Origin of the sequence: Sphingobium sp., assembly GCF_033795625.1 — a bacterium.
Lineage (GTDB): Bacteria > Pseudomonadota > Alphaproteobacteria > Sphingomonadales > Sphingomonadaceae > Sphingobium.
Genome location: NZ_JARYGI010000019.1, coordinates 55282 through 67774, shown reverse-complemented (window position 1 = coordinate 67774; position 12493 = coordinate 55282). Strand labels below are relative to the sequence as shown.

Sequence of the window (12493 nt, the reverse complement as noted above, 5' to 3'; positions counted from 1 at the left end):
ATGCTTGATCATCTCGTCGGTCTCCTGTTGCGAGCTCTAATCGCTCAGGTGACCGGCGCAAAACCGTTACAAGTCCACAATGCCGTCGACGGTCTGGGAGATGCGCTGGTCATCGAAGCCACGAATCGTCATGGTGCCGCCGCCTGAGCCAAAGGCGTCGTTGTTCTGGAAGCTGACGCCGGGAAGCTGATTGATGATTTCGTTGATGGTCTGTCCGGGAACCTGCGTCTGTATATACTCGCTCGTGAGCACGGCCTTCGCCTTGCTGGTCTCCGGTATCACGACGCCAGCGACGCCTGAGTTTACTGTCGCCCCGGTGACGACGATGTCGTTTTCGAAGTCCACTGAGCCCGTGGACTGCGCATAGGCGCCTGTGGACGTCACCAGCGCGGCAACCGCCGCGCCCCTGAGTAGAAGTGTTTTCATGTCTGTTCCCTTGCTTGAACGTACCGCTCGCAGGATGTCGCGGGACCCGAAGTATCTTTGCTCTTTGATTCGCCCACAGCCCGGGCGTCTGGCTCGCCCCTGTAACGCTGTGATTGCGGATTTATGACGATGCTGCAGTGCGCTGTGTCATCGTCTGCGCGACATCGGCCCGACAGCCGATGAAGTGCTTCTCCATAGCCCCCGCTAATGCTCCTGAAGGCAGAAATCACGGCGATTTTCGCGCCTCCATCGCTAGACGAACCAACTGAGGCAATTGTGCAACAGTCTGAAGCAATAGCGCTAATGCAACAAGCCAGATTGAAGCAGGTGTCTTTAAAGCGGTTTTTCCCACGGGCCTGAGAACCCGCACATCAGCAAATCGCCAGCAATCCGATGATCTCAGGATGCCATAGCAGATGGCGTGCAGCCCGCTGCGCCGCAACAAAAAAGGGCCAGCGTTACCGCCGGCCCTTAGCTTACAGAGTAATTTCGATCAGGCGGCGTCGCCGGCCTTGCGCTGTTCGCTGAACACCCGAATAGGCTCCTTGCGGCCATCGACCACATCCTTGTCGATCACGACTTCGCCGACGCCCTGCATCGAAGGCAAATCGAACATCGTGTCCAGCAGGATCGATTCGAGGATCGAACGAAGTCCGCGTGCGCCCGTCTTGCGCTCGATAGCCTTCTTGGCGATGACGACCAGCGCCTCGTCCGTGAAGGTGAGATCCACGTCCTCCATCTCGAACAGCTTCTTGTACTGCTTCACCAGTGCGTTCTTCGGCTCGCCCAGGATCTTGACCAATGCGGCGACGTCCAGATCCTCCAGCGTCGCGATGACCGGCAGACGGCCGACGAATTCGGGAATGAGGCCGAACTTCAGCAGATCCTCGGGTTCACTCTGGCGCAGAAGCTCGCCGGTGCGGCGCTCCTCGGGCGCAGCGACATGCGCGCCGAAGCCAATGGACTTGGCTTCGAGACGATCACCGATGATCTTCTCCAGACCCGCAAAGGCACCGCCGCAGATGAACAGGATGTTCGTCGTGTCGACCTGCAGGAACTCCTGCTGCGGATGCTTGCGGCCACCCTGCGGAGGCACACTGGCGGTGGTGCCTTCCATCAGCTTCAGCAGCGCCTGCTGAACGCCTTCGCCCGACACGTCGCGCGTGATGGAGGGGTTTTCCGCCTTGCGGCTGATCTTGTCGATTTCGTCGATATAGACGATCCCGCGCTGCGCCTTTTCGACATTATAGTCAGATGCCTGCAACAGCTTGAGGATGATGTTCTCGACGTCCTCGCCGACATAGCCGGCCTCTGTCAGCGTCGTCGCGTCCGCCATGGTGAAAGGCACGTCGAAGGTCTTCGCGAGCGTCTGCGCCAGCAGCGTCTTGCCGCAGCCGGTCGGGCCGACGAGGAGGATGTTCGACTTGGCGAGTTCGACCTCGCCCGTCTTCGTGCCGTGGTTCAAGCGCTTGTAGTGGTTATGCACCGCGACCGAGAGCACGCGCTTGGCGCGGTTCTGGCCGATCACATAATCGTCGAGCACGTCGCAGATTTCCTGCGGCGTCGGCACTCCGCCATCCTTCCGCCCGACAAGGCCGCCCTTGGCCTCCTCACGGATGATGTCGTTGCATAATTCCACGCACTCGTCGCAGATGAATACGGTGGGGCCCGCGATCAGCTTGCGCACTTCATGCTGCGACTTGCCGCAGAAGGAGCAGTACAGCGTACTCTTGGAATCGGAGCCTTGAAGCTTTGTCATTACGGTCTTTCCTGGTCCGGCGGGGGGCAGCGGACCCGCCCCGCATCGCCGGACTTTTCATGTCCACGGTCAACTTAGACCGCGTAACGCGCGTTTCACAAGAGACGTTTATGTGACAACGGCGTAAATAGTCGCTTATCGGTTATGTTCCGGTGAACCTCATTCGGGCGTCTCGGCAGGCGTGGGGCGCTTGTCGAACACTTCGTCGACGAGGCCGAACGCCTTGGCTTCATCCGCTTCCATGAAGGTGTCACGGTCCATAGCGCGCTCGATCTCTTCCAGCGGCTTGCCGGTATATTTGGCGTAGAGGCTGTTGAGGCGCGTGCGTATGCGCAGGATTTCCTTGGCCTGGATCTCGATGTCAGACGCCATGCCCTGCGCGCCGCCGGAGGGCTGATGCACCATGATTCGGGCCTGGCTCAGCGCGACTCGCATGCCCGGTTCGCCGGCGGCGAGCAGGAAGCTGCCCATCGATGCGGCCTGGCCGATGCAGACCGTACCGACCTTGGGCCGGATATACTGCATCGTGTCGTGGATCGCCATCCCCGCCGTGACGACGCCGCCCGGCGAGTTGATGTACATATATATGTCCTTCTTCGGATTTTCCGATTCGAGGAACAGCAGCTGCGCAACGATCAGGGAGGCCATGTGGTCCTCGACCTGTCCGGTCACGAAGATGATCCGCTCCCGCAGGAGGCGCGAGAAAATGTCGAAGCTGCGTTCGCCGCGATTCGACTGCTCGATGACGATGGGAACGAGTGCTGCGAGGGGATCGGAAAGGAGGTCTCTCATTGTGCTCTTTCGGTGAGTGCTTTTGCCCTGCCTTACATCGGAGCAAAGCGAGGCAGGTTCAAGGGGCTTAACCCTTCGTGCCCGATGCGCGGTTAACGGTCGCGCGCAAAGTCGCTCGGTGCGCGGAAGGTGAGATAGGCCAAACGGCGCACTTCGCGGCGGCCGCGTACCACCGTATCGAGGATCAGCCCGCACATGCCATTAAGAACCGCAATGATCATCAGGCCGGTGATAAGGATCGCGGTTGGAAAACGCGGAACGAGGCCGGTCTGGAGGTAGGTCAGGAACAGCGGCACGGCGAGGATCAGCCCCGCCAACGCAAACAGCGCGCCGATGATGCCGAAGAACAGCACGGGCCGCTCGATGCGGTAAAGCTGGACAATGGTGCGTAGAATCCGCCAGCCGTCGCGATAGGTGCTGAGCTTGCTCACGGAGCCTTCCGGGCGGGCCGCATAGGCCGTCAGCTCCTCCGACACCGGCATGGCGAGTTCCAGCGCATGGACGCTCATTTCCGTCTCGATCTCGAACCCGGCGGAAAGGACCGGAAAGCTCTTCACGAACCTGCGCGAGAAGATGCGATAGCCTGAGAGGATGTCGGTGAAGCTGCGGCCGAAGAGGCGGCGGAGCAATCCGGTGAGGAGAAGATTGCCGAGGCGATGCCCGCGGCGATAGGCGGCCTCCACTTCCGATTTGCGCGCGCCAACGACCATGTCGAGATTGTCGGCCAGCATCGCGGCGACCATGCGGGGAGCGGCAGCGGCCTCATAGGTCGCGTCGCCATCGGCCATGACGTAGATGTCCGCGTCTATGTCCGCGAACATGCGACGGACGACGTGGCCCTTGCCCTGCTGGCGGACGGAGCGGACGACTGCGCCCGATGCGGCGGCGAGCGCAGAGCTGTCGTCGGTGCTGTTGTTGTCGTAAACGTAGATGATAGCGCCGGGCAGCGCCTGCGTGAAGTCCCGCACGGTCTGCGCGATGGCCCCTGCCTCATTATAGCAGGGCAGCAGGACCGCGATGCGAGGTTCAGCTTCGCTCATGTTCAGATCCCCGCCCCGTCCGGCCCGAGATCGGGCCGGACGGGAGGAGGTTTATCCGAAATCAAGTCGAATGTCAGGCTTCAGCCTTCTTCGCCTTGGGAGCAGCCTTCTTGGCGGGCTTCTTTTCTTCGGCTGCAGGGGCATCCTCCGCAGGCGCGTCTTCAGCCTTGGTTGCCTTCTTCGCCGGAGCCTTCTTTGCGGGCTTGGCTTCTACAGCCTCGCCGTCGACAGACTCAGCGGCAGGCGCAGCATCCTCGGCAGCGGCCTTCTTCGAAGCCGCCTTCTTCGCCTTGGGCTTCTCGCTATGGTCGTGATCATGGTCATGTCCGCAATCGGGGCCATGGACGTGCGGCTTGATGTCGCCATCCTCTTCCTCGATCGCCGCTTCCAGATCGGCGCGGTCGACGGTGCGATCCGTGATCTCGGCCTTGTCGAACAGGAAGTCGACGACCTTGTCCTCATAGAGCGGCGCACGAAGCTGGGCAGCGGCCATCGGCTCCTGACGGACATACTGCACGAAGCGCTCACGATCCTGCGGGCTGTACTGCTGCGCGGCCTGCATGATCAGGCGGTTCATCTCCTGGTCGCTGACCTGCACGTTATTCGCCTGGCCGATCTCCGAGAGCAGCAGGCCAAGGCGCACGCGACGCACCGCGATGTTGCGATAGTCGTCCTTGTCCTTCTCCATCTCGGCCTTGGCGGCTTCGGGATCTTCGTCGTGGCCCGCTTCATGCTCAAGCTGCTGCCAGATCTGGTTGAATTCGGCTTCCACCATGCTGGGCGGAACATCGAAGTCATGCGACGCCGCGAGCTGATCGAGCAGCTTGCGCTTCATGTGCGTGCGCGTCAGGCCGTTATGCTCCTGCTCGATCTGGCCCTTCAGAAGCTCTTTCAGCTTGTCCAGGCTATCCAGACCCAGCGCCTTGGCGAAATCGTCGTCCAGCTTGGGCTTGGACGAATCGAGGATCGACTTGACCTTGATGTCGAAGGTGGCGGGCTTGCCCTTCAGATCTTCGACGTTGTAATCCTCGGGGAAGGTCACGTTCAGGACCTTCTCGTCCCCGACCTTCACGCCGATCAGCTGGTCCTCGAAGCCGGGGATCAGGTTACCCGATCCGATCTCGACCTTCATGTCCTCGCCCGTGCCGCCATCGAACGCGACGCCGTCGACCTTGCCGACGAAATCGACAACCACGGTGTCGCCGGTGGCGGCGGCGTGATCGGCCGGAAACTCTTCATAGGCGCCCTGCTGAGCAGCGATCTTGCCAGCGGCTTCGTCGACCTGCGCGTCGGAAACTTCGGCGATCAGGCGCTCCAGCTTCAACCCATCGACATTGGGTGCAGCGACGTCGGGAAGCACTTCCAGCTCGACCTTGATCTGCGCTTCCTTGCCGAATTCGAAGCCTTCGTCGAATTCGACCGAGGGCTGCATCGCGGGCCGCAGCTTGTTGTCGGAAAGGATCTTCTGGACGCCTTCCTGAATGGAGCTATTCAGCGCATCGGCCTGTAGACGTTCGCCATGCATCTTGCGGACGAGATTGGCGGGCACCTTGCCGGGGCGGAAACCAGGCATACGGACCTGCGGGGCCATGGTCTTCACTTCCTGGTCGACGCGCGCGTCGATATCGGCAGGCGTGATGGTCAGGGTGTAGGCGCGCTTGAGGCCCTCGTTCAACGTCTCGACAGTCTGCATTTCTTATCAACGCTTTCTAAAGCTGAATTTCGGTGGCGACATCCATCTAAGGACTTACCAATGGACTGACGCCACTGGTGCGGGCGAAGGGACTCGAACCCCCACATCTTGCGATACCAGAACCTAAATCTGGCGCGTCTACCAGTTTCGCCACGCCCGCATCGGTCGCCGGTCGCCGGGCCATAGAACAAGGCGACGCGAAGGGCAAGGGATAGTGGGGAACTTCCGCACCCGTGGAACCATAGCGTGGCGCGGCGACTTGAAAGGGGTGAGAAGGAGACACGCCATGGCCACCAATCCCGGAGAGATCCCCCCACCCGACGTCATCGAACCGCAATCCCCCGCCGAGTTGCCCCAGATCGATACGCCGGACGAAACGCCCTTCCGCGAGCCTCCGGAGATCACGCCAGACACGCCGAATGTGGACGAGCCGGGACGCGGACCCGACGAACTGCCTTCCGTGCCGCTGCCGCCGGATTAGGCGGGGCCGCATCGAACCGGTCATTATCGCGGAATCTTGTCCGCATCGAATGATTTGGCCACCGCGGCCGAAACGAACTGGGCGATCGACTTCGGATCGGAAGATGTCGATTGCATCGTTACTTCGCGGCTCCAGCCAGACCCGATCCCGCCGTGCGCCATATCCCTAATAGCCCAATTAAGCTGCAGCGTCGCGCTGCCGGTGTAACCTCGCTTGTTTCCCAGGCCCCATTTCTTGGCGCACACGCTAAATGTAGCCGATTTTATAGCAACTTTGACCCAGCGAGTTCGATAGGCAGAAGCCTCCGAAATTTCCGGCGAGAATCCCTCCGAGGTGATGGCGGATAGACCTGCTGTTTTCAAAGAATCAACGACCGACTGGGCACCGCCGGCCAGTTCGGATTGGATATCCTCCCCGTTCAATGTGCCGTTGGGCATGCATAACAGCCCAGCTCCCTTGTTTCCAATCTTGTCGGCACGCGCGATATCGGTCGTGACCGGAAGCACAATATAAACCGCCTGGCCCGGTGCCTGCGCCTGCGCCACATTGTTTGAGGCCACGCCGAACATCATCAGAAGACAGCAAAATGCCGCGGTTTTTAACGACAGCGATGAACAACGAGGCACTCCGTTTAGTTCGGCTGAGATGCGGTTGTTGAGGCTGGCAGAACAGACGCCTCGGCGGAGGCAGCGGTCGTCTGGACGGCTGCTGCAACGGGCACAGGTGCGGGCGCAGAAGGCGCCTGAGCAGATGTCCTGATGAAGATTGCCTGATCGACTTTTTCAAACGCGTCCCGATATACGGCCGCATCCAGGATCGGCTCTTCATCCTGCCCAGCGCCCATGCCGTTTGCACGGTTCTTGGTCATGACGAAGTTCAACCTGATTTTGGTCGATGTGGGGCTAAGATCTTCGATGAAAGCCGAGACCACCGGCGTCTTCTTCGACGAGCCAAAACCGATAAATGGCATCCACGTCATTTTCGTGTTTGTCGAGGCGAGGCCGGTAATGAGGCCTGTATCACGGTCGGCACTGCCGATGCGATAACCTGAATCCTGAAGTACCGACATTACCGCGGAAAAAGCGATTGTTTTGGTAACTTCAACCGTGCGTGATTGCAGCTCCTGAATTTGCATCGGCGACATTTCCGGCACTTTCTTCGCACCGGCAGCGGATGAGGTTGCAATCAGAATGAAGGCCGCAGCCCAGGCAGTTTTAATCATTGAACACCCCCGTCATTCAAATAAATCAGAAAGAGCTGCTGCGGCTCCTAAAATCACTGACAATCTTGCGGCTGTCGAATTTGATGATCAACGTCATCGTTCGCGACGATTGCTCGGACTTGGACTTGCTCTTTCCAAAGCCAAGGCCCCCGCCTCCACCAACGCCTGATCCTGCGGCACCCAGCAACATGCCGATAGAAAACCCGGAAGAGCTGTCGCTTGTGACCGTCGCATGCCGATCATAGACCCACATCTCCTGACCGGCACCGTCCATCGTCGTAATGTTGGGCGCCCCGAATGTCTCCAGGACATCCGACTGGCGCGTTTCTCCCACGCGCACGGTCATCTGCACCATACCCTGAGTGAGAGGATTGGAGTCCTGCTTGGCCTGAGCACTCGACGCGACCAGTGCCACCGCCATCACGGCGTATCGTATTTTCATTTGGATCCCCCCGGATAAGTTGAAGCGTGTTAAGCGGCTATTCTCCAGCCTGCAACGCCTTCTTCAGTATTTCATTGACGACCTTCGGGTTCGCCTTGCCGCCCATGGCTTTCATGGTCTGGCCGACGAAGAAGCCGAACAGGGCTTCCTTGCCGCCTCGATATTGCTCCACCTTGTCGGCATTGTCGGCAATGACTTTTGCGGCAGCTTCTTCGATGGCGCCGGTGTCGGAGGTCTGCTTGAGGCCCTTTTCCTCGACGATCTTGCCTGCGGTGTCGCCGGTTTCCAGCATGATCTCGAACACCTGCTTGGCAAGCGTGCCCGACAAGGTGCCATCCGCGACCAGCGCCAGCAGTTCCGCGCCCTGAGCCGGGCTCACCGGGCTGGAGTCCAGGTCCTTGCCCAGGCGATTGAGGGCGCCGAAGAGTTCCGAGAGCAACCAGTTCGCGGCCGCCTTGGCCACGTCGCCCTCGCTCTTCCCCTGGATACGTGCGCTCTCGCTCACCAGCGCTTCGAACCAGCGAGCGGTCTCCGCTTCCGCCGTCAGCACGGCCGCGTTGTAGGCGGAGAGGCTGAGTTCGCTCTCATAACGCTTGCGCTTGGCGTCTGGCAGTTCGGGGAGCGAGGCGCGGCATTCTTCGAGAAACGCGTCGTCCAGTTCCAGCGGCAACAGGTCCGGATCGGGGAAGTAGCGGTAATCATGCGCATCTTCCTTCGACCGCATGGAGCGCGTCTCGTTGCGGTCCGGATCGTAGAGGCGGGTTTCCTGCACGATCTGGCCGCCGCCCTCCAGCACGTCGACCTGCCGGTTCGCCTCATGCTCGATCACGGCCATGACGAAACGGACCGAGTTCACATTCTTCGTTTCGGTCCGCGTGCCGAACGGCTCGCCGGGCTTGCGCACGCTGACGTTCACATCCGCGCGCATGGAGCCTTCCTCCATATTGCCGTCGCACGAGCCGACATAGCGCAGGATCGAGCGCAGCTTCTTGACGTAAGCGCCTGCTTCGACGGGAGAACGCATGTCCGGCTTCGACACGATCTCCATCAGCGCAACGCCCGAGCGATTGAGATCGACATAGCTGCGCGTCGGATGCTGGTCATGCATCAGCTTGCCTGCGTCCTGCTCGACGTGGATGCGTTCGATGCCGATGGTCTTGGTCGCGCTATCGGGGTTTTTCTCGTCCAGCGTCACCACGATCTGCCCCTCGCCCACGATCGGATGATAAAGCTGGCTGATCTGATAACCCTGCGGCAAGTCCGCGTAGAAATAATTCTTCCGGTCGAAGCGCGAATAGCGGTTGATCTGCGCGTCTATGGCCATGCCGGTGCGCACTGCCTGCCGGATGCATTCGCGGTTGGGTACGGGCAACATGCCGGGCATCGCCGCGTCGACCAAGCTGACCTGCGTATTGGGCTCCGCGCCGAAGGTGGTGGACGCGCCAGAGAACAGCTTGGCGTTGGACGTGACCTGCGCATGGACTTCGAGGCCGATCACGACCTCCCATTCGCCGGTTGCGCCGTGGATGCGATAGGTTGCTTCAGTCATATTACCACCACTTCTCCGGCCGTGCCGTGAACCCTGCGCGCTCCTCGATCGCCAGACCGGCGTTGAGGACGGTCTGTTCGTCCAATGCCTTGCCGATGATCTGGAGGCCAAGCGGCAGGCCCTGCGCGTCCAGCCCGCCGGGCACGGACATAGCAGGAAGCCCGGCCAGAGAGGCGGGCACGGTGAAGACGTCGTTCAGGTACATCGCCAGCGGATCGGCCTGCTTCTCTCCCAGCGCGAACGCCGCCGACGGCGCGGTCGGCGTCAGCAGCAGGTCGCAGCTTTCCCATGCCCGGTCGAAATCCCGCGAGATCAGCGTCCGGACCTTCTGCGCCTGCGTGTAATAGGCGTCGTAATAGCCGGCGCTCAGCACATAGGTGCCGATCATGATGCGGCGCTTCACTTCGGGACCAAAGCCGGCGGCGCGGGTGGCGGCGTACATATCCTGCAACCCCGCGCCTTCCGGCAATTCGCGCTGTCCGAAACGCACGCCGTCATAGCGGGCGAGGTTGGAGGACGCCTCCGCCGGGGCGATGATGTAATAGGTGGGCAGCGCGTAATGCGTGTGCGGCAGCGAGACTTCGACGATCTCCGCGCCCGCGTCTTTCAGGAAGGCAATGCCCTTTTCCCATAGCGCGTCGATCTCGGCAGGCATGCCGTCCACGCGATATTCCTTGGGAATGCCAACGCGCTTGCCTTTCAGATCGCTGGACAGGCCCTGCTCCCAAGCGGGAACGGGCAAGTCGAGCGACGTCGAATCTTTCGAGTCGAACCCCGCCATGACCTCGAGCAGGATGGCGTTATCGCGCACTGTGCGCGCCATCGGCCCTGCCTGATCGAGCGAGCTGGCGAAGGCGACTACGCCCCAGCGCGAGCAGCGGCCATAAGTAGGCTTGATGCCGCTGATGCCGACGAACGCGGCGGGCTGGCGGATCGATCCGCCGGTATCGGTGCCGGTCGCCGCAGGACACAGCCGCGCGGATATGGCCGAAGCGCTTCCGCCGGACGAGCCGCCCGGCGCAAGCGCCGCATTGCCACCATCGTTGCGCTTCCAGGGTGAGATGACATTGCCGAAATAGCTGGTCTCGTTGGAGGAGCCCATGGCGAACTGGTCGAGGTTCAGCTTGCCCAGCATCCCCGCGCCCGCTTCCCACAGCTTGGCGGAGACGGTGGATTCGTAGGTGGGCGTGAAGCCTTCGAGGATGTGACTGGCTGCCGTGGTCTGCACGCCATCGGTGCAGAACAGGTCCTTCATGCCGATCGGCACCCCGGAGAGCGGCTTGATGTCACCCGAAGCGCGTGCGGCGTCCGCCGCATCGGCGGCTGCTAGCGCATGGTCCGGCGTTTCGACGATGAAAGCGTTCAACGCCTTGGCCGCCGCGACATTGGCATTGAAGCCACTCGCCACTTCGCGCGCGGTGAAATCCCCGGCACGGAAGCCGTCACGGATTTCGGCGACGGTGAGATCGGTGAGATTCGTCATTATTCGATCACCTTCGGCACGGCGAAAAAGCCCTGCTCTGCCTGCGGGGCGTTAGCCAGCACCTTGTCGCGGACATCGCCGTCGGTCACGATATCGTCGCGCAGGCGCAGCGTGTTGGGAATGACGGCGGTCATCGGCTCTACGCCGGCTACGTCGACCTCACCAAGTTGCTCCACCCAGCCAAGGATGTTGTTGAGTTCCGGCACCAGCGCCTGCGCTTCATCGTCAGTAACGGAAATGCGCGCGAGGCTAGCGATCTTCTTCACGGTTTGCAGGTCTATGGACATAGCTTTCCTATTTGGCTGGATCGCAAGCAATCCATGGCTGGCGCGCTAGCATCGACCAAGCGGAGCATCAAGCGCGATTGCCCCGAGCCACGCGACAGGATAGGCGCAGTTGCAATAAACGCATGCTCAGGCACGGCATTAAAGCTTGCAGCCCGGCCGCATTTCATGTTGCAGTGCAATATAACGGAGCGCCAGTTGGCCAGGAAATTCCTCTATGTCATTGCAATATTGATCGTGTTGGCGATCGCATCGGCCTTTGCCTATCGCTTTTGGGGCCAGCAGCTAATCAACGCGACCATGGTGCCCTCGCGCGCGTTCAGCACTCCCGCGCCGCTTCCGCAGGACGCCTATGCACGCGCGGAGAACTGGATCGCACGGCCCGACCGGATCAAAGGCAATCCGGCGCTCTGGCGACCCGCGGGCGTCGAAGCAGCGCCCGCTCCAGGCCCGGCGGCGATTTTCTTCGTTCATCCGACCAGCTACCTCGCCACCTTCAACAAGGCGCGATGGAATGCGCCCATGGCCGATCCGGAGTCGGGAACCCTCGCCACCCGCTTCGTCCAGACTCAGGCAAGCGCGTTCAACGATGTCGGGGCGATCTGGGCGCCGCGCTACCGGCAGGCGCATTTCGGCGCCTTCCTGACCCGAAGGACCGAGGGCAGAAAGGCCATCGACGCCGCTTACAACGACGTGGCACAAGCGTTCGACGCTTTCCTCGCCGCCAATCCCCAGGGCCCGATCATCCTTGCCGGACATAGTCAGGGTTCGCTCCACCTGCTCCGGCTGCTGCACGAGAAGGTCGCTGGGACACCGCTCGCCGCGCGGATCGCGGCGGCCTATGTCGTCGGCTGGCCAGTCTCGTTGGAGGCGGACGTGCCCGCGCTGGGCCTCCCTGCCTGCGCGAATAGAGGGCAGGCCAACTGCCTGATAAGCTGGCAGAGCTTTGCCGAACCGGCCGACCCGGCAGGGGTAACGCGCGTGTACGATGAGGGCACGGGCTACACAGGCAAATCGCGACGGAGCACCAAGATGCTGTGCATCAATCCGCTCACCGGAAGTCCCGACAGCGGCGCGGCGGCGGGCCTCAACCTCGGTACGCTGGACGGGCGGCAGGATGAGAACAATCCGGTGCTGGTGAAGGCCGCAGTCCCGGCCCGCTGCGATGCGCGCGGGTTCCTGCTGATCGGCGATCCGCCCGATCTTGGGCCTTTCGCGCTTCCCGGCAACAATTATCACGTCTATGACTATGGCCTGTTCTGGGCCAATGTCCGGCAGGATGCGCGCGAGAGGCTGAAGACATTTCTGGGCAAGCCGTGACT

Annotated in this window: 12 protein-coding genes, 1 tRNA gene and 1 pseudogene; 2 read left to right on the top strand and 12 right to left on the bottom strand. The window is 61.4% G+C overall.

Going from position 1 to position 12493, the window contains the following annotated elements; genetic code table 11:
- Window positions 1-78: 78 nt before the first annotated feature.
- The 6 genes and pseudogenes from QHC67_RS11325 to QHC67_RS11300 form a co-directional block, all read right to left on the bottom strand.
- Window positions 79-426: pseudogene (locus tag QHC67_RS11325) on the bottom strand (TonB-dependent receptor plug domain-containing protein); the annotation flags it as partial.
- A 493-nt stretch (window positions 427-919) separates the two neighbouring features.
- Window positions 920-2185 (bottom strand): ATP-dependent Clp protease ATP-binding subunit ClpX, encoded by a 1266-nt coding sequence (gene clpX / locus QHC67_RS11320; protein ID WP_319294366.1) that lies wholly within the window; start codon window positions 2183-2185, stop codon window positions 920-922.
- A 159-nt stretch (window positions 2186-2344) separates the two neighbouring features.
- A complete protein-coding gene (gene clpP / locus QHC67_RS11315) occupies window positions 2345-2977 on the bottom strand; it encodes an ATP-dependent Clp endopeptidase proteolytic subunit ClpP (protein ID WP_319294364.1) in 633 nt (210 codons plus the stop codon).
- A 92-nt stretch (window positions 2978-3069) separates the two neighbouring features.
- Complete coding sequence (locus QHC67_RS11310) at window positions 3070-4017, bottom strand: glycosyltransferase family 2 protein (protein ID WP_319294362.1); 948 nt, start codon at window positions 4015-4017, stop codon at window positions 3070-3072.
- A gap of 73 nt (window positions 4018-4090) precedes the next feature.
- On the bottom strand, window positions 4091-5710 hold the full coding sequence (tig, locus tag QHC67_RS11305) for a trigger factor (protein WP_319294360.1): 1620 nt from the start codon (window positions 5708-5710) through the stop codon (window positions 4091-4093).
- Between the two features lie 75 nt (window positions 5711-5785).
- Window positions 5786-5870: transfer RNA gene (locus tag QHC67_RS11300), tRNA-Leu, on the bottom strand.
- 126 nt (window positions 5871-5996) lie between these two features.
- Here QHC67_RS11300 and QHC67_RS11295 point away from each other — a divergent pair.
- Window positions 5997-6191, top strand: coding sequence for a hypothetical protein (locus QHC67_RS11295; RefSeq protein WP_319294358.1), 195 nt, complete (start codon window positions 5997-5999; stop codon window positions 6189-6191).
- Window positions 6192-6214: 23 nt separating this feature from the next.
- Here the strand turns inward: QHC67_RS11295 and QHC67_RS11290 are convergent, their stop codons facing one another.
- The 6 genes from QHC67_RS11290 to gatC are packed head-to-tail and all read right to left on the bottom strand — an operon-like array spanning window position 6215 to window position 11174.
- Window positions 6215-6763, bottom strand: a complete 549-nt coding sequence (locus QHC67_RS11290; RefSeq protein WP_319294356.1) for a hypothetical protein — start codon at window positions 6761-6763, stop codon at window positions 6215-6217.
- A 59-nt stretch (window positions 6764-6822) separates the two neighbouring features.
- Window positions 6823-7413 carry a hypothetical protein gene (locus tag QHC67_RS11285; protein WP_319294355.1) on the bottom strand — a complete coding sequence of 197 codons (591 nt, stop codon included), beginning with the start codon at window positions 7411-7413 and terminating at the stop codon, window positions 6823-6825.
- Window positions 7414-7438: 25 nt separating this feature from the next.
- Window positions 7439-7855 carry a hypothetical protein gene (locus tag QHC67_RS11280; RefSeq protein ID WP_319294353.1) on the bottom strand — a complete coding sequence of 139 codons (417 nt, stop codon included), beginning with the start codon at window positions 7853-7855 and terminating at the stop codon, window positions 7439-7441.
- Window positions 7856-7892: 37 nt separating this feature from the next.
- Window positions 7893-9404: an Asp-tRNA(Asn)/Glu-tRNA(Gln) amidotransferase subunit GatB gene (gatB, locus tag QHC67_RS11275; RefSeq protein ID WP_319294351.1), complete on the bottom strand. Its 1512-nt coding sequence runs from the start codon at window positions 9402-9404 to the stop codon at window positions 7893-7895.
- A 1-nt stretch (window position 9405) separates the two neighbouring features.
- The gene (gatA, locus tag QHC67_RS11270; protein WP_319294349.1) at window positions 9406-10887 is read right to left on the bottom strand and encodes an Asp-tRNA(Asn)/Glu-tRNA(Gln) amidotransferase subunit GatA; all 1482 of its coding nucleotides are present in this window, start codon (window positions 10885-10887) and stop codon (window positions 9406-9408) included.
- Window positions 10887-11174 (bottom strand): Asp-tRNA(Asn)/Glu-tRNA(Gln) amidotransferase subunit GatC, encoded by a 288-nt coding sequence (gene gatC, locus QHC67_RS11265; RefSeq protein ID WP_319294348.1) that lies wholly within the window; start codon window positions 11172-11174, stop codon window positions 10887-10889. The genes gatA and gatC overlap by 1 nt, the downstream gene beginning before the upstream one ends.
- A gap of 195 nt (window positions 11175-11369) precedes the next feature.
- Between gatC and QHC67_RS11260 the strand changes: the two genes are divergently transcribed.
- On the top strand, window positions 11370-12491 hold the full coding sequence (locus QHC67_RS11260) for a DUF3089 domain-containing protein (RefSeq protein WP_319294346.1): 1122 nt from the start codon (window positions 11370-11372) through the stop codon (window positions 12489-12491).
- The last annotated feature ends 2 nt before the right edge of the window (window positions 12492-12493 follow it).